General features: G+C 69.3%; 24 protein-coding genes. 7 read left to right on the plus strand and 17 right to left on the minus strand.

Going from position 1 to position 23,579, the window contains the following annotated elements; genetic code table 11:
- Nucleotides 1-114 precede the first annotated feature (114 nt).
- On the plus strand, nucleotides 115-681 hold the full coding sequence (locus tag RS85_RS09960; protein ID WP_046013308.1) for an NADPH-dependent FMN reductase: 567 nt from the start codon (nucleotides 115-117) through the stop codon (nucleotides 679-681).
- A gap of 66 nt (nucleotides 682-747) precedes the next feature.
- On the opposite strand, the gene RS85_RS09965 is transcribed toward RS85_RS09960, so the two are convergent.
- Genes RS85_RS09965 through RS85_RS09975 form a run of 3 tightly spaced genes read right to left on the minus strand, consistent with a single transcriptional unit; the run spans nucleotide 748 to nucleotide 3,564 of the window.
- Nucleotides 748-2,145: an MFS transporter gene (locus RS85_RS09965; protein WP_046013309.1), complete on the minus strand. Its 1,398-nt coding sequence runs from the start codon at nucleotides 2,143-2,145 to the stop codon at nucleotides 748-750.
- 44 nt (nucleotides 2,146-2,189) lie between these two features.
- Nucleotides 2,190-3,290 (minus strand): carboxylate-amine ligase, encoded by a 1,101-nt coding sequence (locus tag RS85_RS09970; RefSeq protein ID WP_046013310.1) that lies wholly within the window; start codon nucleotides 3,288-3,290, stop codon nucleotides 2,190-2,192.
- A 7-nt stretch (nucleotides 3,291-3,297) separates the two neighbouring features.
- Nucleotides 3,298-3,564 (minus strand): DUF7218 family protein, encoded by a 267-nt coding sequence (locus RS85_RS09975; protein ID WP_046013311.1) that lies wholly within the window; start codon nucleotides 3,562-3,564, stop codon nucleotides 3,298-3,300.
- A 150-nt stretch (nucleotides 3,565-3,714) separates the two neighbouring features.
- On the opposite strand from RS85_RS09975, the gene RS85_RS19830 reads away from it, so the two are divergent.
- Complete coding sequence (locus RS85_RS19830) at nucleotides 3,715-3,879, plus strand: hypothetical protein (RefSeq protein ID WP_162836769.1); 165 nt, start codon at nucleotides 3,715-3,717, stop codon at nucleotides 3,877-3,879.
- Between the two features lie 33 nt (nucleotides 3,880-3,912).
- On the opposite strand, the gene RS85_RS09980 is transcribed toward RS85_RS19830, so the two are convergent.
- Nucleotides 3,913-4,098, minus strand: coding sequence for a CsbD family protein (locus tag RS85_RS09980; RefSeq protein ID WP_046013312.1), 186 nt, complete (start codon nucleotides 4,096-4,098; stop codon nucleotides 3,913-3,915).
- 191 nt (nucleotides 4,099-4,289) lie between these two features.
- Between RS85_RS09980 and RS85_RS09985 the strand changes: the two genes are divergently transcribed.
- Nucleotides 4,290-4,694 carry a hypothetical protein gene (locus tag RS85_RS09985; protein ID WP_046013313.1) on the plus strand — a complete coding sequence of 135 codons (405 nt, stop codon included), beginning with the start codon at nucleotides 4,290-4,292 and terminating at the stop codon, nucleotides 4,692-4,694.
- An 83-nt stretch (nucleotides 4,695-4,777) separates the two neighbouring features.
- Here the strand turns inward: RS85_RS09985 and RS85_RS09990 are convergent, their stop codons facing one another.
- Nucleotides 4,778-5,125: a hypothetical protein gene (locus RS85_RS09990; RefSeq protein ID WP_046013314.1), complete on the minus strand. Its 348-nt coding sequence runs from the start codon at nucleotides 5,123-5,125 to the stop codon at nucleotides 4,778-4,780.
- Nucleotides 5,126-5,449: 324 nt separating this feature from the next.
- On the opposite strand from RS85_RS09990, the gene RS85_RS09995 reads away from it, so the two are divergent.
- Entirely contained in the window at nucleotides 5,450-5,935 is a 486-nt protein-coding gene (locus tag RS85_RS09995) for an FBP domain-containing protein (RefSeq protein WP_046013315.1), read from the plus strand.
- Nucleotides 5,936-6,084: 149 nt separating this feature from the next.
- On the opposite strand, the gene RS85_RS10000 is transcribed toward RS85_RS09995, so the two are convergent.
- The 4 genes from RS85_RS10000 to RS85_RS10015 form a co-directional block, all read right to left on the minus strand.
- Entirely contained in the window at nucleotides 6,085-8,412 is a 2,328-nt protein-coding gene (locus RS85_RS10000; RefSeq protein ID WP_046013316.1) for a beta-glucosidase family protein, read from the minus strand.
- A gap of 118 nt (nucleotides 8,413-8,530) precedes the next feature.
- Nucleotides 8,531-9,424, minus strand: coding sequence for a carbohydrate ABC transporter permease (locus RS85_RS10005; RefSeq protein ID WP_152642391.1), 894 nt, complete (start codon nucleotides 9,422-9,424; stop codon nucleotides 8,531-8,533).
- On the minus strand, nucleotides 9,421-10,353 hold the full coding sequence (locus tag RS85_RS10010; protein ID WP_442921939.1) for a carbohydrate ABC transporter permease: 933 nt from the start codon (nucleotides 10,351-10,353) through the stop codon (nucleotides 9,421-9,423). The genes RS85_RS10005 and RS85_RS10010 overlap by 4 nt, the downstream gene beginning before the upstream one ends.
- Nucleotides 10,334-11,629 (minus strand): ABC transporter substrate-binding protein, encoded by a 1,296-nt coding sequence (locus RS85_RS10015; RefSeq protein ID WP_046013318.1) that lies wholly within the window; start codon nucleotides 11,627-11,629, stop codon nucleotides 10,334-10,336. The genes RS85_RS10010 and RS85_RS10015 overlap by 20 nt, the downstream gene beginning before the upstream one ends.
- A 162-nt stretch (nucleotides 11,630-11,791) precedes the next feature.
- On the opposite strand from RS85_RS10015, the gene RS85_RS10020 reads away from it, so the two are divergent.
- Entirely contained in the window at nucleotides 11,792-12,793 is a 1,002-nt protein-coding gene (locus RS85_RS10020; protein WP_046013319.1) for a LacI family DNA-binding transcriptional regulator, read from the plus strand.
- 100 nt (nucleotides 12,794-12,893) lie between these two features.
- Here the strand turns inward: RS85_RS10020 and RS85_RS10025 are convergent, their stop codons facing one another.
- The 6 genes from RS85_RS10025 to RS85_RS10050 all read right to left on the minus strand — a co-directional run bounded on the left by RS85_RS10025 (nucleotide 12,894) and on the right by RS85_RS10050 (nucleotide 19,729).
- Nucleotides 12,894-13,694: a PaaX family transcriptional regulator gene (locus RS85_RS10025; protein WP_327037213.1), complete on the minus strand. Its 801-nt coding sequence runs from the start codon at nucleotides 13,692-13,694 to the stop codon at nucleotides 12,894-12,896.
- A gap of 31 nt (nucleotides 13,695-13,725) precedes the next feature.
- Nucleotides 13,726-14,991 (minus strand): kynureninase, encoded by a 1,266-nt coding sequence (locus RS85_RS10030; protein ID WP_046013321.1) that lies wholly within the window; start codon nucleotides 14,989-14,991, stop codon nucleotides 13,726-13,728.
- 1 nt (nucleotide 14,992) lies between these two features.
- Nucleotides 14,993-16,024, minus strand: a complete 1,032-nt coding sequence (locus RS85_RS10035; RefSeq protein ID WP_046013322.1) for an amidohydrolase family protein — start codon at nucleotides 16,022-16,024, stop codon at nucleotides 14,993-14,995.
- A complete protein-coding gene (locus tag RS85_RS10040) occupies nucleotides 16,024-16,875 on the minus strand; it encodes a tryptophan 2,3-dioxygenase (RefSeq protein ID WP_046013323.1) in 852 nt (283 codons plus the stop codon). The genes RS85_RS10035 and RS85_RS10040 overlap by 1 nt, the downstream gene beginning before the upstream one ends.
- Before the next feature lie 46 nt (nucleotides 16,876-16,921).
- Nucleotides 16,922-18,631, minus strand: coding sequence for an amidase (locus RS85_RS10045; RefSeq protein ID WP_046013324.1), 1,710 nt, complete (start codon nucleotides 18,629-18,631; stop codon nucleotides 16,922-16,924).
- Nucleotides 18,632-18,697: 66 nt separating this feature from the next.
- Nucleotides 18,698-19,729, minus strand: coding sequence for an agmatine deiminase family protein (locus tag RS85_RS10050; protein WP_046013325.1), 1,032 nt, complete (start codon nucleotides 19,727-19,729; stop codon nucleotides 18,698-18,700).
- Nucleotides 19,730-19,810: 81 nt separating this feature from the next.
- On the opposite strand from RS85_RS10050, the gene RS85_RS10055 reads away from it, so the two are divergent.
- Together RS85_RS10055 and RS85_RS10060 are read left to right on the plus strand one after the other, a co-directional pair.
- Nucleotides 19,811-20,488: a TetR/AcrR family transcriptional regulator gene (locus tag RS85_RS10055; RefSeq protein WP_052703522.1), complete on the plus strand. Its 678-nt coding sequence runs from the start codon at nucleotides 19,811-19,813 to the stop codon at nucleotides 20,486-20,488.
- Nucleotides 20,485-21,858, plus strand: a complete 1,374-nt coding sequence (locus RS85_RS10060) for a pyridoxal phosphate-dependent decarboxylase family protein (RefSeq protein ID WP_046013326.1) — start codon at nucleotides 20,485-20,487, stop codon at nucleotides 21,856-21,858. The genes RS85_RS10055 and RS85_RS10060 overlap by 4 nt, the downstream gene beginning before the upstream one ends.
- 19 nt (nucleotides 21,859-21,877) lie before the next feature.
- On the opposite strand, the gene RS85_RS10065 is transcribed toward RS85_RS10060, so the two are convergent.
- The gene (locus tag RS85_RS10065; protein ID WP_046013327.1) at nucleotides 21,878-22,933 is read right to left on the minus strand and encodes an alpha/beta hydrolase; all 1,056 of its coding nucleotides are present in this window, start codon (nucleotides 22,931-22,933) and stop codon (nucleotides 21,878-21,880) included.
- A 79-nt stretch (nucleotides 22,934-23,012) separates the two neighbouring features.
- Nucleotides 23,013-23,537 carry a TetR/AcrR family transcriptional regulator gene (locus tag RS85_RS10070; RefSeq protein WP_046013328.1) on the minus strand — a complete coding sequence of 175 codons (525 nt, stop codon included), beginning with the start codon at nucleotides 23,535-23,537 and terminating at the stop codon, nucleotides 23,013-23,015.
- Nucleotides 23,538-23,579: the final 42 nt, after the last annotated feature.

A 23,579-nucleotide genomic window follows, 5' to 3' on the forward strand; every position in this document is an offset into this window, starting at 1 on the left:
GTGGGAGGGCGTAGGGGCACCTCAGCAACATATCGGCGTTTCGGGAATTCACCGGCGGCGCCCTTCGTTCCACTCATATGCAATTGCATGGACCTTGGAAAGGACCTCATCGGTATGACCACTTATAACGTCGGCTTCCTCGTCGGCAGCATCTCCTCGAACTCGATCAACCGCCGGCTCGCCCGCGCGCTGGTGAAGCTCGCCCCGCAGGCCGACCTGCAGCTCACCGAGATCCCGATCGCGGACCTGCCCTTCTACTCGGCCGATCATGACAACGCGATCCCCGCCGAGGCAGCCGAGTTCAAGCAGAGGATCGAGGCATCCGACGCGATCATCCTCGTCACGCCCGAGTACAACCGCTCCCTGCCCGGCGTGCTGAAGAACGCGCTCGACACCGCGAGCCGCCCGTGGGGAGACAACAGCTTCGCCGGCAAGCCGTCTGCGGTCATCGGTGGTTCGATCGGCCCGATCGGCACGGCCGTCGCCCAGCAGCAGCTCCGTTCGATCCTGTCGTTCCTCGCCTCGCCCGAGCTGTCGCAGCCCGAGGCGTACATCCACATGCGCGACGGACTCTTCACCGAAGACGGCGAGGTCACCGACGACTCGACCGTCGAGTTCCTCGTCTCGTGGCTGAAGGCCGTGCACACGCACGTCGCGAAGTCGCTCAGCCCCGTCACCTGAGTAGACGGCGCATCTGACGCAGAAGGGGCTCGCGCATCGCGCGAGCCCCTTCCGTCGCTCCGGGTATCAGCGGGGACCGTGATCGGATGCCGCGGCTTCGGCGGGCGCCGCTTCGGCCGGGTTCCGCCGGATGCCGATCCACGACACCACTCCACCGAGCACGAGCAGCGCGGCGGTGACCCAGGCGGCGTTGTGGAACCCGCCGAGGTCGAGCGCCCCGCCGACGATCGTCGACAGCATCGCGACGACGAGCAGACCGGCGACGCGTGACACCGCGTTGTTCACGGCCGAGGCGATGCCGGAATGCTTCTCGTCGATGGCGCCGAGAATCGCCGCGGTCAGTGGCGCGACCGTGAGGGACAGGCCGAGACCCATCACGATCATGGCCGGAAGCACCTGCCACCAGTAGTCGAAGTCCGCACCGACCGTGAGCAGCAGCAGCGCGCCGACCGCCATGATGATCGGCCCGACCGTCATGAAGATGCGCGGACCCCAGCGTCCGGCCCAGGCTCCGGCGCGCGAACTGAGCAGGATCATCAGGATCGTCATGGGCAGGCTCGCGAGCCCTGCTGCCGTGGCGCTGAGTCCCGCGCCCTGCTGCAGGTAGACGCCGACCACGAAGCCGTTCAGCGACAGCGCGGCGTACACGAACAGCGTCGCGAGGTTGCCCCACCCGAAGTCGCGCACGCGGAACAGCCACAGCGGCATGAGCGGTGCCTCGGACGTACGCTGCCGCCAGAGGAACAGCCCGAAGAGGGCAGCGCCGATCACGGCGGGAAGCCAGATCGCCGGGGACTGCCAGCCGAGGTTGGGCTGCTCGATCAGCGCGAACACCACGGCTCCGAGACCGACGGCGCACAGCGCCCCGCTCCACCAGTCGACCTTCACGGTGCGCTCGTGCTCGGGCAGATGCAGGCGGGCGAGCAGCAGGAGCGTGATCGCGATGGGCACGACGTTGATGAGGAACACCAGGCGCCACGACAGGAAGTCGACGAACAATCCGCCGAGCAGGGGTCCGACGAGCATCGCGCCGGTGGTGAAGGCCGTCCACACGCCGATCGCCCTGGCCTGCACGTCGGCGCGCATGGTGGCCGTGATCAGCGCCAGAGAACTCGGCACGAGGAGTGCCCCGGCGGCGCCCTGCGCCGCACGCGCGATGATCAGAGTCAGCGGGTCGCAGGCTGCCGCGACCGCGATGGATGCCACGCCGAAGGCGATGAGGCCGATGCGCATCACGAGCACGCGGCCGTAGGCATCCGACACCGACCCGGCCAGCAGGATCAGCGCGCTCAGCGTGATGAGGTAGGCGTCGACCACCCACTGCTGGGTCGTGATGCCGCCGCCGATCTCACGACTGATCGCCGGAAGGGCGACGTTGACGACGGTGCCGTCGAGGAAGGTGACGAAGGAGGCGAGCACCGCGATCGAGATCACGAGTCGCTGGGAGGGGGCGAAGGATGCCACAGGCCGAGACTACTCCCGGCGGCGGACACCGGGGCCGGAGCGGGTCACGTCGTAGGCGACGATTCCCCACCCGGGATCGGCGTAGGGGTTCCGGCGCGCAGGAGCGCGGCGAGCCCTGGCGTCCCGTCGTGTTCGAAGGCGCGGCGCTGCCTGGTCGCCCCGGTGCCCTCGGCGCGCAGCCGTGCGAGGCGATCCGTCACGTAGTCGACGTCACCGAATTCCTGGAGAGCGGGTGCGGCTGCCTCCTGCATCCGTTCGACGACCGTCCAGGCATCGGAGGCCTCGCCGGTCGTGGGATCCAGGATGCGCGCATCCATCCCCCATCGCGCGGCGTTCCAGAGCGAGGCGTCGATCGCGTCGGTGCGGTCGTGGCGGAGCGAACGGTCGTCAGCGGCCGCGAGCGCGCGGCAGAACAGCGCGGCGAAGACGGAATCCTCGGGGTCCAGCTGCGCGTCGAAGACCCGCACCTCGACGGTGGGGAAGCGCTCCGACAGCCGCACCGCCCAGGAGAGCGACGAGGTCTCGCCGATCGCATCGAGATCGAGCAGCATCCGGGATTCGGCGCGGTAGTCGTCGAGATCGTCGAAGTGCGGAGGGCACCACGAAGACGGAAGCCGGCGGATCAGGATGCTGCGCCAGCTGGCGAAACTCGTGTCGAGGCCGTTCGCGAACGGGCTGTTCCCGCTGATCGCGAGCAGCGCGGGGAGCCAGCCGCGCAGGCGGTTGAGCACGCGCACGCGCTCCTCCTCGTCGGTCACCTCCACGTGCACGTGCAACCCGTCGACCTCGTGGTCGCGGCTGAGATGACCCAGGCGGCGCGCGACATCGTCGTAGTGCGGCGAGGGTGAGATGACCGAGGAGCGCGTGGTCGCGAACGGATGGCCGGTGGCGGCGGCGATCGCCTGCTGCTCCTTCGCGTGCCATCCCACGAGAGCGCGGAGGTGGCGAACCTGGGTCTCGGCATCCTCCCGGCTGAGCACGGGTTCGGTCGCCGTCTCCAGCTGGGAGGTCAGATACTCGGCGGTGACCGTGCCGCCGGTGCGGAGCCGGGTGAAGCGCTCACGTGTGCCGTCGGCCATGCCGATCGGCACGAGGGCCTCTTCGTCGAGAAGGAGGAACTCCTCTTCGATGCCGAAACGCGCCATCAAGCGCTCAGTGGTTCCGGAGAGCGGAGATGAGGTCGGACTTCCGCTTCTTGCTGTAGCCGGTGATCCCGATCTCCTTGGCGCGCTTCTTCAGCTCAGGGACGGTCCAGTCGTCGTAGTCGCCGGATTCTCCACCGCGTCGACCGACCGCCTTGCGTCCGTCGCGAGCCGCGGCATTGGAGATGCGCGCCGCCTTCTCCTTGGATGCTCCGTCGTCGCGAAGCTCCTCGTAGAGCTTCGGATCCTTGAGGGTATTGTTGCGTGGTCCTGGCATGATCCGTGTCTCCTCCCGACGGAACCTGAGAAATCCCTGAGTCATGGCACCTGAGAGGTACCTGAGTCAACCCCCTGCCGGGGAGAGCCGTACGTGGCTACGTTTGTTCGCTGTAGACGGGCGCACTGTGCCCCGGCGAAAGGAAATCTGATGAACATTCTGCTGATCATCGTCATCGTCGTCGCTGTGATCCTCGCGATCACCGGCGGACTCGTGCAGTCGCTTCAGTTCCTGCTCTGGGTAGGACTGGTCCTGCTGGCCATCGCCGTGATCGCTTGGCTGATCCGCGCGATCAGTGGGAGCCGACGGGCTTGACCTCAGCAAGTGAGGCCCGCCCGCCGGCGGGTCTCACTTGTCGAACGCGTTCTTGGCGGCGTCCTTGACGTTCTCGCCGGCCTGCTTCACGTCCGCCTTGGCCTGGTCGCCCTTGCCCTCGGCTTCGAGTCGCTCGTTGTCGGTGACCTTGCCGACGCCTTCCTTGACCTTGCCTCCGGCCTTCTCCGCGGCGTTCTTCATGTCATCTGCAGCACTCATGTCGTGCTCCTCTCCTAGACGGATCGATTGCACTCACACCCTCGCAAATCCCCGGCGAGACAGCCAAGGGATTGACTTTCGCCGGATGCCGTGTCAGCGACGACACCCCGTCGACGTGAGCCGGTCGAAGGACTAGCCTGGCGCCAGGCGGGTGCCCTGCCCGCGGACCTCGATGAAGGAAGCGGTGTGCGATGGATTCGATGATGATGGGCGCCATGTCCAAGAACATGGAGTCGATGACCGACGACATGGCGATGATGGACATGTCTCTCATGCAGGCGTGCATGGATGCGTGCGCGGCCTGCGAGCAGGCGTGCACCGTGTGCTCGACTCAGCTGATGGACTGCGCCCCGGCGTGCATGAATTGTGCTGACATGTGCAACACCATGATGCGTTCGATGATGCGGATGCAGGGCATGAACCCGGCCTCACTGATGTCTATGCTCAACGCCTGTATCGCGATGTGCCAGCTGTGCATGGACGAATGCATGCGCCACGCCGAGCACAGCGAGGTCTGCCGGATGTGCGCTCAGGCCTGCCAGGCGTGCATGGACGCCTGCATGGACATGAAGAACATGATGATGGCGAGCGTCTGACCCGCACTCCCGGTCGTTGAGCGACACTTCGACTCGCTGCGCTCGCTCAGTGCGGGTCTCCGCGAGACGAAACGCCTCGAGGTTCAGGCCGCGGCGACGTTGAACTGCGTGCGTCCGACGGCGAGCACGCCGTAGCGTTCGTGCAGGGCGACGGGCGTGCCGACGGGCGCTTCGAGCGCGGCGCCCGAGCCGTTCCACAGCGCGTGCCCGGCGCCGTCGAGGCTGCGCACGAGAAGAACCCCGGACGCGGCATCCGCCGACTCGACGATGGCGTCAACCCATCCGGCCGGTGTCGCCGACGCGATGCGCGCCTGGATCAGGTGCAGGGCATGGCCCGGTGCGAACGAGGAGCACCGGTCACCGTGCTGGCACATGCACGCCGCACGCTCACGCACCGGGAGGGGCGAAAGGCGGTTCAGTGGCGTGGACACGGTGGTCTCCTTCGAAGTTCGGGCGTTGTTCGGGCGTGGTTCGGGCGTTCCGGAAAGCGTAGGTCGCCTTCCGCGGAGCCGGTAGGCGCACCGACACGGAGTGAAACAAACGGGTGTAGTCTCGCGGGGTGCTGTTTTCGATGAGTGCCCTCGCAGGGCAGAACGGAGCCGCGGGCGCCTTCAGCGCCGCGGACAGAGGCTGACTTCCAGCCGGTGACGGAACCCCGTCCCCGGAGCTGCGTCGTACCCGGCATCCGAGTCCGGGAGCATCCTCACTCCGATCGATCCGCCCCTTGCGGCGACCACACCGAAAGCACTTCTCTCATGCGTCCCATCGACGAGCGCGGCATCCGCGCCTCCTTCATCAACGCCTCTCGCAAAGAGGTCTCCGACGTGACCCTTCCCACCGGCTTCGCGGACCTCGACTTCGACAAGCTCGACTATGTCGGTTGGACCGATCCGAAGCTGCCCCGACGCGCGTATGTCGTCGCCTGGGTCGACGACGAACCGGTCGGCGTCGTCCTGCAGCGGGCCGAGCAGCGCGTCCTCGCGCGAGCACAGTGCTCCTGGTGCGAGGACGTCACTCTCCGCAACGACGTGCAACTCTTCGTGGCCCGCAAGGCCGGTCCCGCCGGTCGTAAGGGCGACTCGGTCGGCAACCTCGCCTGTGCGGACTTGGGCTGCTCGAAGACCGTGCGGAGGCTGCCGCCGCTGGCCTACCAGGGGTATGACCGCGAGCTCGCGCGCGAGATGCGCATCCTGCGCCTGCAGGAGCACGTGACCGGGTTCCTCCGCGAGGTCGCGGGGTAGGTCGCGCGACCTACCGCTGCACGAGTCGCCGCACTCGGGAGGAGATCTGCGCTTCGGAGGGTCGGATTTCCTGATTCCGTCCTCCGAAGCGCAGATATCCTCCGCAGTGCTTGCCGCTCAGGCGCCCGTGGGTGGGTGCCGCCTCCGCGCTAAACGATCTGGAAGGTCGCGACGGTCTCCTCGTCGTCGCAGGCGCTGCCGACCCAGAGGCGGAATCGGCCGGGCTCGACCCGACGGATGCCGTCGGTGCCGGTGAACGCGAGACGATCGGCGGGAACGTCGAAGGTCACGTGCTCGGCGGCTCCGGCGGCGACGGCCACACGCTGGAAGCCGATCAACTGAGCCACGGGACGGGTGACGCTCGCCACTTCGTCGTGCGCGTAGAGCTGGACGACGTCGACGCCGTCCCGATCGCCGGTGTTGCGCACCCGCACCGAGACTCGCAGCACCTCGTCCGCGGCCGCGGTCGCTGCGACCGTGAGGTCGTCGTGCGCGAACGCCGTGTAGGCCAGCCCGAAACCGAACGGTCGAGCGGGCGTCGGGTCGGCGCTCGTCACATCCGCCCTGCCGCCGAGCACCGGATGCAGATACGAGTAAGGCTGCGCACCGGCCGAGCGGGGCAGCGACACGGGGAGCCGTCCCGAGGGGGACACCCGGCCGCTGAGCAGGCGGGCGAGCGCGGGGCCGCCCTCCTCGCCGGGGAAGAAGGTCTGCAGCACGGCCGCGGGGCGCGGGGCATCCGCGGCATCCGCCGTGCCCGACGACGGAGCGGCGGAGTTCACCGCGCCGAGTCCGACGATCGCACCGACCGCGCCGGTGCGCGGCGGAAGTGCCCAGTCGAGCGCGTACGGACGACCGGTCATCGAGATCAGGACCACGGGAGTGCCGGTCGCGACGACGGCCTCGACCAGCTCGCGCTGCACGCCGGGAAGGTCGAGCGACTCGACGTCGTTGCCCTCGCCTACGGTTCCGCGCCCGAAAAGGCCGGCGCGGTCGCCGACCACGACGATCGCCACATCGGCGGCCTCGGCATCCGAAACGGCCGATGCGAAGCCGCTGCGGTTCTCGCTCTCCACATCGCTCCCCACGGCATGCGTGATGACGGCATCCGGGAACTCGGCGCGCAGCGCGTCGACGACCGTCGGCAGCTCGATGCCGGCCGGCACCTGCGGATGATGCGCGAGCACGTGGTTGACGAAGGAGTAGCAGCCCATCAGAGCCTCGGCGCTGTCGGCGTTCGGGCCGATCACGGCGATGCGCGGACGGGACGCGCGATCGAGCGGGAGGATGCCGTCGTTGCTCAGCAGCACGACCGATTCCTCGGCGAGCCGGCCCGCGAGCGCCCGATGCGCGGGCGAGTCCAGATCGACGGATGCCGGGGGCGTCGAGAAGTCCGCATCGAGAAGGCCGAGCTCCTCCTTCTGCGACAGCACACGGGCGACCGCCTGATCGAGCACGGCCTCCGGCAGCCGGCCGTCGCGCACCTGCTCGGCGAGCGTCAGGTAGGCGTCGGGGGACGGCAGCTCGACGTCGATGCCCGCGGTGAGCGCGAGGCGCGCGGCATCCGCGGAATCGGCGGCGACCCGGTGCATGCTGCGCAGGAAGTCGACGGCGAAGTAGTCCGACACGACGACGCCGTCGAAACCCCAGCGCTCGCGCAGCACGCCGGTGAGATATCGCGGATCGGCGCCGACGGGTACGCCGTCGATGTCGGTGTACGAGTTCATCACGCTGCGCGCGCCGCCCTCCTGCACGGCCATCTGGAACGGCGGCAGCAGCACGTCTTCGATCTCGCGCGGTCCCGCGTGCACGGGGGCGTGGTTGCGTCCGGCGCGCGAGGCGGAGTAGCCCACGAAGTGCTTCAACGTGGCGTGCACCCCGGTCGACTGGAGGCCGCGCACGTACGCGGTGCCGATCGTGCCGACCACCAGCGGGTCCTCGGCGATGCACTCGTCGACCCGCCCCCAGCGCGGATCGCGGATCACGTCGAGCACGGGAGCGAGGCCCTGATGGATGCCGAGTGCCCGCATCGACTCGCCGATCGCGGCGCCGACCTCTTCGACGAGCGCAGGATCGAAGGATGCGCCCCACGCGAGCGGCGTCGGGAACGTGGCCGCCTTCCACGCGGCGAGACCGGTCAGGCACTCCTCGTGCACGATCGCCGGGATGCCGAGGCGGGTCTCGCGCTGCAGTCGCGCCTGCTCCGCCCACAGCCACTCGGCGCGCTCGATCGGGTCGACAGGGCGCGTACCGTAGACGCGCGTGAGGTGGCCGATGCCGTGCGCGCTCGCCTCTTCATACCGCGTCGAGCTCTTCTTCTCGCCGGAGAGCGGAGCGACGACCTCGTCGCCCTGATCGACCCAGAAGCCGACGAGCTGGGACTGCTTCTCCTCGAGCGTCATCTGCGCGAGCAGGGCCTCGACACGATGCGAGAGACGGGGGAGCGGGGTCTGCTGAAGCACGGAGTTCTCTTTCATCGGTTTCTCTGTTCCACCTTCTGCGGCCACGGCGAACTTCTGCGGCCTGCGTCGCCCGCTCGGGCCGCAGAAGTTGCCATCGGCCGCAGAAGTTCCATCGAGTTCGCGCGCAAGCCGGTCATCCCTTGACCGCCCCGGTGAGGCCGCCGACGATGCGCCGTTCGAACAGGCTGAAGAAGATGAGCGCGGGGATCATCGACAGCGAGGTGAACGCCAGCACCTTCGCGGTGTCGACGGAGTACTGCGAGGCGAAGGACTGCACCCCGAGCGGGAGGGTGAACGCCGCCGCGTCGTTGAGGATGAACAGCGGCAGCAGGTAGCCGTTCCAGCTGCCGATGAACGCGAGGATGCCGGTCGTGATCACTCCGGGGAGCGAGAGCGGCAGCACCATCCGCCAGAAGAAGCCGAGGCGGCTGCATCCGTCGATGAACGCGGCCTCCTGGATCTCGTCCGGGATCGCCCGGAGGAACGGCACCAGGATGATGATGGTCGTCGGCAGGGCGAACGCGATCTGCGGCAGGATGACGCCGCCGAGCGAGTTCATCAGGCCGAGGTTGCGCACCACGATGTAGAGCGGGGTGATCGCGACGGTCAGCGGGAACATCAGCCCCGCGGCGAAGAACGCGTAGAGCACGCCGCGTCCGGCGAACCGGTAGCGGGCCAGCACGTACGCCGCCATCAGGCCGAGCGCGACGACCCCGATGGTGGTCGCCAGTGCGACGATCAGCGAGTTCAGCACCTGCCGCCAGAAGATGCCGCCGGTGAGCACGTCGAGGTAGTTCGACAGGATCCACGGCTGCGGCAGCCCGGCCGGGTCGGTCGTGATCTGCGCGTTCGTGCGGAAGCCGCCGATGATGATGTACAGGATCGGCGCGAGCATGAGCGCGACGACGATCAGGGCCACGAAGTAGACCGGGGGGCTCGCCCAGGGCAGTCGTGCACGCGCCGCGCGGCCGCGACCGGTCCGCGGGGTGATGAGTGCGGCAGTGGCGGTTGTGGCGGTGGCGGTCATCGCTTGCCCTTCTTCCTTCCGGCGCCGGTGAGCGCACCGTCGGTGTCGCGCTTGAGCACGGCACGCTGGTAGATCAGCGCCACGACGAGAGAGATCAGGAACAGGACCACGGCGACCGCGTTCCCGTATCCGAAGTTCCCGGCGTTGCGGCCCTCGGACACCATGTAGGTCGCCATGGTCGAGGTGCCGGCGGTGGAGGCGATGTACTGCCCCCAGATGATGTAGACGAGGTCGAACAGCTGCAGCGAGCCGATGATCGACAGGAACGCCCAGATGCGCAGCGTCGGAGCCAGCAGCGGCAGGGTGATCTGCCATTGGATCTGCCAGTACGACGCACCGTCGATCGCCGCTGCCTCGTGCAGCTCCTCGGGGATGCCCTGGAGGCCGGCGAGGAAGAGGATGACGGCGAAGCCGACGTACTTCCACGTGATGATGGCCATCAGGGTCCAGATCGCGATGCTGGGGTCGGAGAGCCAGTCGGCGGCCAGGAAGCCGAGCCCGATGTTCTCGAGGAAGGCGTTGAAGGCGCCGCTGGTCTGGAGCATCAGGCTCCAGCCGGTGCCGACCACGACCTCCGAGATCACATAGGGCACGAAGATCAGCACGCGGATCAGCGACTGTCCCCGCATCCGCCGGTTCAGCAGCAGGGCGAGCAGGATCGCGACCGGGCCCTGCAGCACCAGCGACATGACGAGGATGACCCCGTTGTGCGCCAGCGCATCGTGGAACAGCGGATCCTGCAGGATCGTGAGGTAGTTCTTGAGGCCGACGAAATCCGTCGGCGGACCGTATCCCTGCCAGCTGAAGAAGCCGTAGTACGCGGCCATCAGCACGGGGAAGATGACGAAGGCGAGGAAGACGAGCAGGGCGGGCCCGGCCAGAAGGATCACTTCCAGCCGGGCGAGCGCCTTACGCCTTCGCTGCAGCATCCTTGACAGCCTTGACGATGTCGTCCGGCGTCCCCTGACCTGCGAGCATCGTGACGACCGCCACGTTCAGCGCGTTGCCGACGTTCTGGCCGTAGACCGTGTCGAGCCACTGCGACGCGTACGGGGCCGCGTTGTAGGCCTCGAGGATCGTCTGCAGGTACGGCTCGGTGACGGCCTCCTGGGCGACGGTATTGACCGGCGGGGCGTTGAACGCCTTGTAGTACGCGGTCTGCACGTCGCTGGTGCCGAGGTGGTTCAGGAAGTCGACGCACGCGTCCGGAGCATCGACCGAGCACGAGTAGCCGTCGACGCCGCCCATCATGGAACCGGGTTCGCCTTCGCCGCCCTCGACCTCCGGGAACGGGAACCAGGAGAGATCCGCGAGCGGCTTCTGGTCGGGCGTCAGCGATCCGATCACACCGGGGTTCCAGGCGCCCATGAGTTCCATGCCGGCCTGGTGGTTGGCGACGAGGCCGGCGGAGCTGGCCGCGCCCTGCTGCGCCGTCGTGGTCAGGAAGCCGCTGTTGAACGGCTCGGTCGCCGCGAATTCCTGCAGGTCCTCACCGGCGCGCACCCAGCACTCGTCGTCGAAGTTCATCTCGTCGGCGGCCTGAGCGAGGGTGTCGGAGCTGCATTCGCGCAGCGCGAACCAGTAGTACCAGTGCGCGGCGGGCCAGGCGTCCTTCGCGCCGAGGGCGACCGGCTCGACGCCGGCGGCCTTGAGCGCCTCGGTCGCGGTCTCGAGCTCGTCGATCGTGGTCGGCGTCTCGGTGATGCCCGCCTGATCGAACAGGTCCTGGCTGTAGAAGAGGCCGCCGGGCAGCACGGCGACCGGCATGGCGTAGATCTTGTCGTCGAGGCTGTTGGCCGAGTAGGCGGCATCCGGAATCTCTTCGGCCGCGGGTCCCTCGATCGCGTCGGTGAGGTCCTTGAGCTGACCCGCCTTGACCATGGCCGCCATCTTGCCGCCGCCGCGCTGCAGGAAGATGTCGGGGGCGTCGCCGGAGTTCAGTGCGGTCTGCAGCTTGCCGTCGAGGTCTTCGTTCTGGATCGACTGGATCTCGATCGTGACGCCGGGGTTCTCCTTCTCGAAGTCGGCGACCGTCGCCTCCCAGAACTCGACGCCGGGACCGGTGGTGGAGTTGTGCCAGAGGGTCATGCTGCTGTCGTCGCCGCCGGACCCGCTGCCGGCATCGCCTGCCGTACAGCCGGAGAGTGCGAGCGCTCCGACGGCGAGGACCGCCGCGGAGGCGAGGGGGAGCCTTCTGCTGTTCATGTGATCGTTCTCCTCATCGAGTTGCGCGCCGCGTCTCTGCGGGCGCCCCGGCGGCTCGGGTGAGGGCCGCGGTGGGATGAGTCTTCTGCCGGGGGCGACGCTCGTCAAACGTTTTCGAAAACAGTTTCCATCGCGCGGAACGGGGGACTACGCTGACCAGACATGAGCGGGCGGACGACCATCCACGACGTCGCGAAAGCGGCGGGAGTGTCGGTGTCGACCGTCTCGAAGGCCGTCAACGGCCGCTACGGGATCGCGGATGCCACGGTGCAGCGCGTGCTCGACTCCGTGCGAGAGCTCGGCTACGAATCGAGCCTCGTCGCGAGCAGCATGCGGGCGCGGCGCACGGGAGTCATCGGGGTGCTGTTGGCGGACTTCGAGCCGTTCAGCGCCGAGATCCTCAAGGGCGTCGGCTCGGCGGTGCATGACACGGCCTTCGACCTCCTGGCGTACAGCGGGTCGCATCACGGTGCCGGTGACGGATGGGAGCGCCGCTCGCTGAGCCGCCTCTCCGGCACGCTGATCGATGCCGCGATCATGGTCACCCCCACGGTCGTGAACGCTGCCACCGAGATTCCGGTGGTCGCGATCGACCCGCACACGGGGCGCGCCGATCTGCCGACGGTCGAGTCCGACAGCTTCGGCGGCGCTCTCACCGCGACCCGGCACCTCATCGAACTCGGTCACCGCCGGATCGGCTTCCTGGCGGGTCGTCCCGATCTGCGCTCGGCCGGTCTTCGCGACGCCGGCTATCGCCGTGCGCTGTCGGATGCCGGCATCCCGCTCGATCCGGCGATGGTCGGGGTCGGCCGCTACGAGCTCGAGACCACGCGCGACTCGGCGCGGCTGATGCTGGGCGGACGCTCGCGCCCGACCGCGGTGTTCGCCGCGAACGACCTCTCCGCGATCGCCGTGATCGAGGTCGCGCAGGACATGGGTCTGCGCGTGCCCGAGGACCTCTCGGTCATCGGCTTCGACGACGTGCCGGAGGCCTCGCGGCGCGCGCTTCCGCTGACCACGATCCAGCAGCCGATGCGGCGGCTCGGCGCCGTGGCGGCCGACATGGTGTTCACCCTGCTCGAGGGGCGCGAGATCGACGAGATGCACGTGACCCTGCCCACCCGGCTCGTGGTCAGGGCGACGACGGCGCCGCCGGCGGGGTGAGCGCCCGCACGTGTTGCGCTCGGGAGGGGATCTGCAGTGCGGAGGAGGGGATCCGCGGGATCGGCCCTCCGAAGCGCAGATCTCCTCCGCAGTGCGCGGCTCAGCGGGACCGGACGACCGCCCGCACATGCTGCCACGCCGGCTCGGCCAGCGCGGCAGACAGCCGCGCGAACTCGTCGAAGCTGCGTCGCCCCGGCCAGTCGTCCGGCAGCATCGACGGCGGCAGGCCCGGATCCGTGTACGGCAGCACGCGCCAGCTGTCGATGAGGTGCACGTAGGCCGCGAACGGCTCGGACGGGAGAGTGGCGAGCGAGTCTTGGAACGCGAGATGCTCGGCCCGTAGCGCCTCGAGGTCCCACCATCCGGCGGCGGCCTCGACCATCGGCACCGGCGGCACCGGTGCCGATGCCTGGAACACGGTCACCCAGCGCCGCGCGTCGAGTTCGTCGAGGATCTCGAGCACCTCGTCCTGCAGGTGACCGGGGCAGATCCACAGCGCGGGCGAGACGACGCCGGCCCCGATCCACTGCAGACGTCGGCGCAGCTGGTGGCGGATGCTGCGCGCGCTCTCCGGGATCGAGAACGAGACGAGACACCAGGGGTCGGCATCCGTCATCTCCCGCATCGCGAAGATGCGGCGGTCTCCGCGTTCCAGCATCCCGATGGCGGCAGCGTTCAGGCGGTAGCCGATGCCGTCGGAGCGCTCGGCGAGCAGCAGGCCCTTCTGCTTGAGGCGGGTGATGCCCGTGCGGGCCTGGGCGGGAGGAATGCCGAGATCGCCGGCGAGCGTCACCAGGTCGGCGGCGGAGATCCAGCCGCCGAGGGGGCGCAGGAAGAGGCCGATGAGCGTGCGCAGCAGCGAGGCCGTGCTCCCGGGGCGCGCCTCGATGTCGTCGAGCACGGGCCCCTGGGTCCCTGAGCCTGTCGAAGGGTCACCGCGCATGGGACTCCAGCGCATCGCGCACGGCGAGGATGCCGGTGACCGTCTCGACGTGCGACGTGCTCAGCGGGGACAGGCCGAGGCGGATGCCGTCGGGGAAGCGGAAGTCGGGGATGACGCCGTCCGCCCAGAGTCGCTGCGTCACCTCGCGGAAGTCGGGGTGTCCGATCGTGACGTGGCTGCCGCGGAGTTCCGCGTCGCGCGGACTCAGCAGGCGCACTCCGAGCGGCGCGAGCACCTCGTCGTAGCCACGGATCGCGAGTGCGGTGAGCGAAGCCGACTTCGCTCGCACACCGTCGATCGTGGCCTGCTCGATGAGGTCCAGCATCCCCTGCATCGCCAACATCGACGTCACAGGCGGGGTGCCGCTGAGCAGCTGGCGGATGTCGCCGGCGGGGGCGTACTCCGAGCCCATCGCGAAGATGTCGGCCGCGCTCCACCACCCCTGGATCGGCTGCCGCAGCAGACCCTGCAGGTCGCGGCGGAGGTAGGCGAAGGCGGGGGAGCCCGGGCCGCCGTTCAGGTATTTGTAGGTGCAGCCGACGGCCAGGTCGACGCCCCACTGGTCGAGCTGCATCGGCACGACGCCCGCGGAATGGCAGAGGTCCCACATCATCAGTGCGCCCGACGCGTGCACGGCGGCGGTGATGCCCGGCATGTCGGCAAGGGCTCCGGAGCGATAGTCGACGTGGCTCAGGGAGACGAGGGCGGTGCGTTCGGAGAGGACGGCTTCGACGTCGGCGATCGTCACGCCGTGCACCGGGTCGGGCTCGAGCCAGCGCACCGTCATGCCGGTCTCGGCGGCGACGCCCTCGGCGACGAAGCGGTCGGTGGGGAAGTTGCCCGTCTCCATCACGAGTTCGGTGCGCCCGGCCGCTGCCGCGCCGGGTCCCTGAGCCTGTCGAAGGGCCGCGCGCATCAGCTTGTAGATGAGCACGCTGGTCGAATCGGCGACGACGGTCTGGCCGGCCGCGGCCCCGAGCGCCACCCGACCGATGCGGTCGCCGAGCTCCATCGGCAGTGCCATCCACTGCTCGTCCCACGAGCGGATGAGTCGCGTCCCCCAGTCCTCGCGCACGAAGGCGGCGAGCTTCTCGGGGGTGTCGCGCAGCGGCCGGCCGAGCGAGTTGCCGTCGAGGTAGGCCGTGACACCCGGCGCCGGCAGGAACGCGTCGAGGTGTGCGCCGAGCGGATCGGCGGCGTCGAGGGCGCGGGCGTCGTCGAGGAGGCGGGTGGAGGAGAGGCGGGTGTCGGTCATGTCACACCTTCAGATCGGCGGGGGAGAGACGGCGGGCGCGGAGCGGGTCGGCATCCGCGCCGGGAAGCAGGAGGAGGACGGATGCCGGGTCGAGCGGATCGACCGGCGCGAGCGCTTGCAGCAGGTCGAGGTCATCGATGCCGGCTGCGCGCAGGGCTGCGATCTCCTGCGGGTTCAGGCCGACGGGAGTGAGGCCGTTGCCCATGTCGGTGCCGTAGTGCACTGTCCCGCCCGCGGCGTGGAAGCGGCGGACGTTGTCGAGCGCGACGGTCAGGTCGGCGCCCTCGTGGATCGCGAGTGTCGAGATCCACGACACGGATGCCGCCTGTTCGGCGATCTCGTCCTCGATGAGGCGCTCGGTGAAGGGCGCGTGCGCGAGCTGGTTCGCACCGAGGCGGGCGGCGCGCTGGGCCTCGCCCCGCCCTTCCGCATGCACGACGACGGGCAGGTCGTGCTCGGCAGCGATGTCGATGATGGCCCGAAGGAGTTCGTCGGTGAACACCGGTCCCGCGTGGCTGTTGCTCGCGACCTTGATGCGCGAGGCTCCGGCAGTGGCCATCTCGGCGACGGCCGCTGCGGCGTCATCGACGTCAGCGATCTCTCGGAACGAGCCTGCGGGCGCCCAGTCGCGGTCTGACGGGTAGCCGCCGGGAGGGGTCAGGAAGGTGCCGGCGAACTCGATGGTCGTCGAAGTATCCGCGACGTGCTGGCGTTTCGTCTCGCTTCGCTCGCTCAACGACCGGTCGTTGAGCGAGGAGCGCAGCGACGAGACGAAACGCCCCGCCAACCGGGCGACCTCGGCCGGATTCCCGCCCAGGTCGACCACACGTCCCAGCACCGAGTCCGCCAGCAGCGCCGCGTCGACGAGCTGCAGGTGCACGTGGTGGTCGGTGAAACCGCCGGTGATCACCCCGTCGAGGCGGGGGAGGTCAGCCGGCACGGCGACTTCGCGCAGCAGCATCCGCCCGCCGGCATCCGTCTCGACGACGCCCTCGCGCCATCCACTGCCGTCGAAGAAGGTCGCAGCGTTCATCAGCCGCCGATCTCCGTCCGCACGGTGTAGAGCTCGGGGAAGAAGGTCAGATCGAGCGCGCGCTGCAGGAAGCCCACGCCGCTGGAGCCGCCGGTGCCGACCTTCATGCCGATCGTGCGGGCGACGGTCTTGAGGTGCCGGAAGCGCCAGAACTGGAAGTTGTCCTCGAGGTCGACGAGATCCTCACACGCCTCGTACAGGTCCCAGTGCTGCTGGTGGTTCTGGTAGATCTCGCGTATGGCCGGCACCAGCTCGGGCGTCTCGCGGTACGGCTGCCGCACGTCGCGGTCGAGGATCGACGCGGGAACGGGCAGTCCGCGCCGGGATGCGTAACGCAGGAACTCGTCGTACAGCGTCGGCTTCTCCCACTCGGCGGTGAGCAGCGCGAGGTTCGCGGGGTGGTCGGCGAAGACTCCGAGCATCTTCTCGTTCTTGTTGCCGAGCGCGAACTCGACCGCGCGGTACTGCACCGACTGGAACCCGGACGAGTTGCCCAGCGATCCGCGGAACTGCGCGTACTCGGTCGGGGTGAGCGTGGCGAGGATCCCCCACTGCTGCGTCATCACGTCTTGGATCTTCTTGACGCGCGCGATCCGCTTCAGCGCATCGCGGAGGTCGTCGCTCGCGAGCAGCTCGCGCGCCGAGGAAAGCTCGTGCAACAGCTGCGTGAGCCAGAGCTCGGTCGTCTGGTGCTGGATGATGAACAGCATCTCGTCGTGATGCTCGGGGACACTGACCGGATGCTGCGCCGTGAGCAGCTGATCGAGCGCGAGGTACGACCCGTAAGTCATCTTCCCCGACAGGTCGGTGACGATGCCGGACTCGAGGGCGCGCTCGTTCTCAGGGCTCATGCCTTGAATGTATCAGTTCCGTGGCGGGCGTCACAGTTCTGAAATGTCAGAGTCTCGGCGTCCGCGGCGGCGGCGTGCGCCGCGTGCCCGGAGCCCCTGCCGCCTCGAACGCCGCCGCGAACCGCAGCAGCGCGTTGTCGTCGTAGGCGCGACCGGCGAAGGTCAGCCCGATCGGCATCCTGATGTCGGCCATCAGCCCCATCGGCACGGTGACGGTCGGGATGCCGAGGTGCCGCACGACCAGATTGCCGTTGGCGATCCAGGTGCCGTTGCGCCAGCCGAGATCCGCGGATGCCGCATTCACGTCCATGTCGGCGGGACCCACGTCGGCGACCGCGGGGAACACGACCGCGTCGAGTCCCTGCTCGTCCATCCAGACCTCGAGGTCGAGGCGACGCGTCTCCTCGAGGCCGCGCAGACCGTCCGCGAGTTCGGGCATGTCCTCGAATCCGACCCCGGGGTGAGAACGCACCCAGTCCGGGTATTCGGCGATGTCGTCGTCGAAGCCGGTGTACCGGTCGGGGAGGGCACCCTCGGGATGCGGGAAGATCGTCGCGCCGTCGACGTCGGCCAGTGTGGACAGCGCCGGATCGCCGTTCGCCTGCAGGAAGTCCTCCCAGCCCCACGCCGACAGGTCGATGATCTCGCGCCGCAGGTACTCCGGCGTCACCAGTCCGCGGGTCGCGAGGGTCGGGGCGCCGGGGCGGTCGCCTTCATAGTTCGACACGACGGGGAAGTCCACTTCCACGACCGTCGCGCCAGCGGTCTCGAGGTCGCGGCGAGCCGCCTCCCACTGCGCGATCACGGACGCGCGCGTCTCGATGCGTTGCCCGGTCGGACCGCCGATTCCCGGGGAGTCGGCGGTGCCGGCATCCGGATCGGCGTTGATGTACATCTTCGGGATGCCGATGCGCACGCCGTCGAGCGACGCGTCTGCGGCCAGCGCGGGGTACGAGGTCGGGCGGATGTCCGCGGCTGCCGGCAGCGAAACCCACGGCTGCGCGCGCCAGAAGTCGCCCCGGGTCTCGGCATCGTCGACCACGATCACGTCGAGCACTTCGAGCAGATCCGCCATGGTGCGGGTGTGCGGCACGACGACGTCCATGGTCGGCACGAGCGGCCAGTTGCCTCGAGTCGAGATCACACCGCGCGAGGGCGTGTAGGCGCACACGGCGTTGTTGGTCGCGGGGCCGCGGCCGCTCGACCAGGTCTCCTCGCCGAGGCCGAAGGCGGCGAAGCTCGCGGCGGTCGCAGTGCCCGATCCGTTCGACGAGCCCGATGCGAAGGGGGCGGTGAGGAAGTCGGCGTTGTACGGGCTCTCGGCGCGGCCGTAGACCCCGCGCTGCATGCCGCCGTTGGCCATGGGCGGCATGTTCGTGAGTCCCAGGCAGATCGCGCCGGCCGCGCGCAGCCGCTCGATCGTGAACGCGTCGCGCTGGGCGACGAGGTCGGCGAACGCGGGGCTGCCCGCGGCGGCGGTGAGACCCTCGACGAGGTAGCTGTCCTTCGCCGTGTACGGGATGCCGTCGAGCGGACCGCGCGTCTCGCCGCGCGCACGGCGGGCGTCGGATGCCGCGGCCTCCTCGCGCGCCGCCGGGTTCGCGACGATGACGGCGTTCAACGCGGTCGCGGTGTCGGGGCCGTCGTACGCGGCGATGCGCGCGAGGTACGCGTCGACCAGGTCGACCGCGGTTGTCGCGCCGGTCTCGAGGGCGCGGCGGAGGTCGGCGATCGTGGCTTCGGTGACGTCGATCATGAGTGGTCCTTCGGTGGGGGCGTTTCGTCTCGTCGCTGGCGCTCCTCGCTCAACGACCGGGGTCGGTCAGGCCAGCGCGGGCTGCTGCTGGGTGATGCAGTGGATGCCGCCGCCGCGGTCGAACAGCGGGCGGGCGTCGACGGTCACGACCCGGCGCCCCGGGTACGCGTCGGCGAGGATCTCGCGCGCCGCGGCATCCGCCTTCTCATCGCCGAAGCCGCAGGCGACGACGCCGTCGTTCGTGACGAGGTGATTGACGTAGCTCCAGTCGACGAAGCCCTCCGCGTCGCGGAGCGTCGCCGGCGCCGGCAGGTCGATGATCTCGAAGCGGCGTCCCGCGGCATCCGTCTGCTCCGCGAGGTGCGCCCGCAGCTCGCGCGAGACGGCGTGATCGGGGTGGTCCGGGTCCTGCTGGTCGTGCAGCAGGAGACGTCCAGGGGAGGCGAGGGTCGCGACGATGTCGACGTGGCCGTTCGTGCCGAAGTCGTCGTAGTCGCGGGTGAGGCCGCGGGGGAGCCAGACGGCCTTCGTCGCGCCGATCGTGCGGAGCATCTCGGCCTCGACACGCGCTTTGTCGGCGAACGGGTTGCGCCGCGGGTCGAGCTGCACGGTCTCGGTGAGCAGCACCGTGCCCTCGCCATCGACGTGGATGCCGCCGCCCTCGTTCACGAGCACCGAGCTGACGAGCTCTGCCCCGACGGCGCCGGCGACGATGCGTGCGTGCTGAGCGGCCTTCTGCCACTCGGCCCATTCGGGCGCGCCCCAGCCGTTGAAGATCCAGTCGACGGCGCCGAGCACCCCGGGCCGCTCGTCGTCGACGACGAAGGTCGGCCCCGAGTCGCGCATCCAGAACTCGTCGACCGGTGCTTCGACGAGCTCGATGCCACCGGAGAGCATGCGCCGGGCGCGCGAGATCTCGCTCGGATCGACGAGCATCGAGACGGGCTCGAACTCGGCGACGGCGTGCGCGACGGCCGTCCAGGTCGCGTAGCCCTCCTCGCGCTCGGTGGCGGATTCGCCCAGGGTCACGCCCTCAGCGGGGAACGCCATCCAGGTGCGGTCGTGGCGTGCGGTCTCGGCGGGCATGCGCCAGCTCATGGTGATCTCCTCGCTTCGTGATCGTGTCCCCAGCGTCGATGCTATTGAACACGTGATCAACGGGTGCTACGGTAGCCCGTGATGAACACGACGTCAAGAGCACCCGCAGCGCGGCGGCTGCCCCCCGAAGAGCGTGAACGCTCGATCGTCGAGGGCGCCGCGGAGCTCGCCCTCGAGAGCGGCCTCGACACTCTCACGGTGCGCGCCGTCGCCGCCCACGTCGGCGTGACGCCGGCCCTCGTCGCGCACTACCGCCCGGTCATGGACGCCTTCGTCGCCGAGGTCTTCGGCGCGATCGTCGCCGCCGAGCGCGACGAGGTGCTCGACGCGTTCTCGCCCGCCGGCGGCCTGCGGGTCAGCCTGCAGCGGCTGGTCGAGACGCTGCTCGACGACTCCCGCGAAGACGTCGCCCTCATCTGGGTGCAGGCGTGGTCGCTCGGCGTGCGCAACGAGCCGCTGGGCGAACGCGTGCGCGCCGAGATGGACGCGTGGCAGAGCCGCCTGGAAGAGGTCATCGCGGGTGCGGCGTCCGCCGACCCCGACGATTCGGCCGATCCGCCGTTCGCCGCCTGGATGCTGCTCGCCATGGTCGACGGGATGAGCGCGCATTCGCTCGTCAAGTGGGCGCCCCGCGACCGCGCGGGCCTCGCCCGCCGCACGGTCGCCGCCGTGCTCGACCGCCCTTCCGCCTCGGCTGGCGAATCTTCCGCCACGGCGGCCGAATCTTCCGCCACTCCGACCAGTGAGGACCGCCCATGAGCGCCGACCGGATGCACGCCCCCTCGCCCGAATCCACCGCGATCGTCGATGCCGTGCTCGACTACTCCCGGCGGCGGATGCTGGCGACCGATGTGCCGCTCGACAAGCCGCAGACCGAGGCCGAGCTCAACCGGCTGATCGGCGCGACCATCACGGATGCCGGACTCGGCGCCTCGCGCGCGCTGAGCCTGTTCGAGCATGTGCTCGCCCCGGCCTGTCTGACGACGAGCCACCCGCTGTACCTGTCGTTCATCCCGACGGCTCCGACCATGGCGGCGATCGCGTTCGACCTCGTCGTGTCGGCATCCGGTCTGTATGGCGGCAGCTGGCTCGAAGGTGCCGGGGCGGTGCACGCCGAGAACGAGGTGCTGTCGTTCCTCGCCGCCGAGTTCGGGCTGCCCGACACTGCCGGAGGCGTGTTCGTGCAGGGCGGCACGATCGGCAACCTCTCGGCGCTCGTCGCCGCACGCGAGGCGGCGAAAGCGCGTCTGATCACGGCGGGCCGGGAGTTGCCGACGCGCTGGAAGATCGTGTGCAGCGTCGAGGCGCACTCCTCGAACAAGTCCGCCGCGCGCGTGATGAATGCCGACGTGATCCTGGTGCCGGCCGGCGACGACGGCGTCCTGCGGGCGGATGCCGTGCGCGAGGCGCTCGCGGCGCACGGCGACGAGATCTGCGCGGTCGTCGCGACCGGCGGATCGACGAACTTCGGCATCGTCGACGACATCGCGGGCATCGCGGCGCTCAAGGACGAGTTCGACTTCTGGCTGCACATCGACGGCGCTTACGGGCTCACCGCGATGCTGGCTCCGGAGTCGCGGCACATCTTCGCGGGTGTCGAGCGGGCCGATTCGGTGATCGTCGACCCGCACAAGTGGCTGTTCGCACCCTTCGACTGCTGCGCGCTCATCTACCGCGATCCCGACAACGGCCGCCGAGCCCACACGCAGCATGCGGAGTACCTCGACATCCTCACGGACGTCGACGAGTTCAGCCCCTCGGACTACTCGATCCAGCTCACGCGGCGTCCGCGCGGACTGCCGATGTGGTTCTCGCTCGCGACCTACGGCGTCGCCGCCTACCGGGATGCCGTGAGCAGCACGATCGCGCTGACGAAGCGGATCGCCGACGAGATCGCGCGGCGGCCGGAGCTGCGGCTGGTGCGCGACCCGCAGCTGTCGGTCGTGGTGTTCGAGCGCGAGGGCTGGGAGCGGGCGGACTACGACCGCTGGTCGGCCGCGCTGCTCGACTCGCAGCGGGCGTTCGTGGTGCCGAGCTCGCACCAGGGCCGTCCGAACACGCGCTTCGCGATCCTGAACCCGCTCACGACCTTCGACGACCTGGTCGGCATCCTCGACACGATGAAGTAGGCCGCGCTCTTGGTTCGCGTCAGCGCGTGGTGTGCGCGGCGAGGAAAGCGATCGTCTTCTTGAGCGCCGTCTGCGCGTCGGGCATGTCGAGGTGGAACTGGTACTCGTGGGGGAGGGCCGGCTCGTGCGGGGCCGGCCAGAACTGCGTGGTCACGTCGACTCCGAGTTCCTCGAGGCGCTTCGCCATCGGGATCGACTGCAGCCAGGTGAGGCCGTCGTCGTTGCCGCCGGAGATGTAGGTGGCCGGGAAGTCCTTCGTCACCCAGTCCACGGTCGACATCGTCGCGCCGGTGGAGTCCTCGGCCCAGGTTCGCGTGCCCGAGTACGCCCACATGGCCGACTTGAAGCCCCAGCCGGCGATGCCGTCGAGCTCGGCCAACGCCGAGAGGTCGTACACGCCGCAGTTCAGCACGGTCGCCGCGAGCTGGTCGGCCGTCAGCGACGGTGCGATGCCCATGATCTCCGCATAGTCGGTGCTCGTGATGAGGGTGGCCATCTGGCTGGCGAGCTGACCGCCGGCCGAATCGCCGGCGAGCACGATCTGCTGCGGGTCGACGCCGAGCTCCTCCGCATTCTCGTCGATGTACGCGAGAGCGTCGTTGAGCTGGTGCACCGCGAGCGGATACACGCCCTCCGGGCCGATCGTGTAGTTCACGGCGATCGTGGTGTACCCCTCGGCGGCGAGGATGCGCAGGTACGGATCGACGTTCTCCTTCGATCCCGAGATCCAGGCGCCGCCGTGGATCCAGACGACCGTGGGAAGGGGTCCGGTGGCGGATGCCGGGCGGAACACGTCCATGGTCGTGTCGGCACCGGCATCGCCGTACGACACGTCGAGCGTCTCGGTGAGCTTCGTGTCGGGGACGTGCTTGTCCATCTCCGCTGCCGTCTCATCGCCGCCCTTGGTGAACACCGAGCGGATGATCATCGCCGAGGGCCAGGGGCTGATCGAGCCGATGATCGCGACCACGGCGACGACGGCGACGATGATCCCGACGACGATCTTCGTGCGGTGCCATGGCCTGCGGGCCTTCTTCGAATGCTCGGACTCTTCGGCGTGCGCGCCACTGCTCATCGGAACCCCTCCCTGCGCCTCAGTGTGCCAGTATTCCGGTTCGCGTCGCGACAGAACCGGCCGTGAGTCAGAGCCTGAGTCAGGAGGCGAGCCCCGCGGTGAGCCGGCGCAGACCGTAGTCGAAGGCGCGGTCGACGTCGCCGCCGAGGCGGAAGGCGCCGGAGAGCTCCATCTGCAGGAAACCCGTCGCCCAGGCGGTGAAGAGGCGCGCGGCGTCGAGGGCGTCATCGTCTCCGACGAGAGCGGCGGATGCCCGGATCACCGGTACCGACGAGCGTTGCAGGGCGGCGAGCGGTGCTGCCGCGCTGAACATCAGGCGGAACGCCTCCGGATGCTGCTGCGCGAAGGCCCGGTACGCGCGGGCGATGTCGCTGAGGTCGGCATCCGCGGCATCCAGACGCACGGTGAGGTCGTCGATCGCGGATTCGGCGATGGAGGAGAGGAGGGCGTCGCGGTCGCGCACGCGCTTGTAGAGCGAAGGGGCACGCACGCCCACGCGAGCGGCCACGGCCTGCATGGTGACCCCGGCAGGGCCTGCGGCGTCGAGGAGCTCGCGGCCTGCGGCGATGATCTGGGCGAGCGAGGTGCGGTCGGGTGTCGGCATGCGGACTCCTTGAAGGCTATTGACAATAGCTATGATAGCTAC

Source organism: Microbacterium sp. SA39 (genome assembly GCF_000967865.1).
Classification (GTDB): domain Bacteria; phylum Actinomycetota; class Actinomycetes; order Actinomycetales; family Microbacteriaceae; genus Microbacterium.

Bases quoted from the DNA above. Each gene is read 5' to 3' on its own strand.
- RS85_RS10070 (WP_046013328.1), bottom strand. From the start codon at position 23,537: ATGCCGACACCCGACCGCACCTCGCTCGCCCAGATCATCGCCGCAGGC.
- RS85_RS09975 (WP_046013311.1), bottom strand. From the start codon at position 3,564: ATGCCAGGACCACGCAACAATACCCTCAAGGATCCGAAGCTCTACGAG.
- RS85_RS10000 (WP_046013316.1), bottom strand. From the start codon at position 8,412: ATGAAAGAGAACTCCGTGCTTCAGCAGACCCCGCTCCCCCGTCTCTCG.
- RS85_RS10030 (WP_046013321.1), bottom strand. From the start codon at position 14,991: ATGACCGACACCCGCCTCTCCTCCACCCGCCTCCTCGACGACGCCCGC.
- RS85_RS10005 (WP_152642391.1), bottom strand. From the start codon at position 9,424: ATGACCGCCACCGCCACAACCGCCACTGCCGCACTCATCACCCCGCGG.
- RS85_RS10060 (WP_046013326.1), top strand. From the start codon at position 20,485: ATGAGCGCCGACCGGATGCACGCCCCCTCGCCCGAATCCACCGCGATC.
- RS85_RS10010 (WP_442921939.1), bottom strand. From the start codon at position 10,353: ATGCTGCAGCGAAGGCGTAAGGCGCTCGCCCGGCTGGAAGTGATCCTT.
- RS85_RS10050 (WP_046013325.1), bottom strand. From the start codon at position 19,729: ATGAGCTGGCGCATGCCCGCCGAGACCGCACGCCACGACCGCACCTGG.
- RS85_RS10020 (WP_046013319.1), top strand. From the start codon at position 11,792: ATGAGCGGGCGGACGACCATCCACGACGTCGCGAAAGCGGCGGGAGTG.
- RS85_RS10035 (WP_046013322.1), bottom strand. From the start codon at position 16,024: ATGAACGCTGCGACCTTCTTCGACGGCAGTGGATGGCGCGAGGGCGTC.
- RS85_RS09970 (WP_046013310.1), bottom strand. From the start codon at position 3,290: ATGGCGCGTTTCGGCATCGAAGAGGAGTTCCTCCTTCTCGACGAAGAG.
- RS85_RS10040 (WP_046013323.1), bottom strand. From the start codon at position 16,875: ATGAGCCCTGAGAACGAGCGCGCCCTCGAGTCCGGCATCGTCACCGAC.
- RS85_RS10015 (WP_046013318.1), bottom strand. From the start codon at position 11,629: ATGAACAGCAGAAGGCTCCCCCTCGCCTCCGCGGCGGTCCTCGCCGTC.
- RS85_RS10065 (WP_046013327.1), bottom strand. From the start codon at position 22,933: ATGAGCAGTGGCGCGCACGCCGAAGAGTCCGAGCATTCGAAGAAGGCC.
- RS85_RS10055 (WP_052703522.1), top strand. From the start codon at position 19,811: ATGAACACGACGTCAAGAGCACCCGCAGCGCGGCGGCTGCCCCCCGAA.
- RS85_RS09960 (WP_046013308.1), top strand. From the start codon at position 115: ATGACCACTTATAACGTCGGCTTCCTCGTCGGCAGCATCTCCTCGAAC.
- RS85_RS19830 (WP_162836769.1), top strand. From the start codon at position 3,715: ATGAACATTCTGCTGATCATCGTCATCGTCGTCGCTGTGATCCTCGCG.
- RS85_RS09985 (WP_046013313.1), top strand. From the start codon at position 4,290: ATGGATTCGATGATGATGGGCGCCATGTCCAAGAACATGGAGTCGATG.
- RS85_RS09995 (WP_046013315.1), top strand. From the start codon at position 5,450: ATGCGTCCCATCGACGAGCGCGGCATCCGCGCCTCCTTCATCAACGCC.
- RS85_RS10045 (WP_046013324.1), bottom strand. From the start codon at position 18,631: ATGATCGACGTCACCGAAGCCACGATCGCCGACCTCCGCCGCGCCCTC.
- RS85_RS09980 (WP_046013312.1), bottom strand. From the start codon at position 4,098: ATGAGTGCTGCAGATGACATGAAGAACGCCGCGGAGAAGGCCGGAGGC.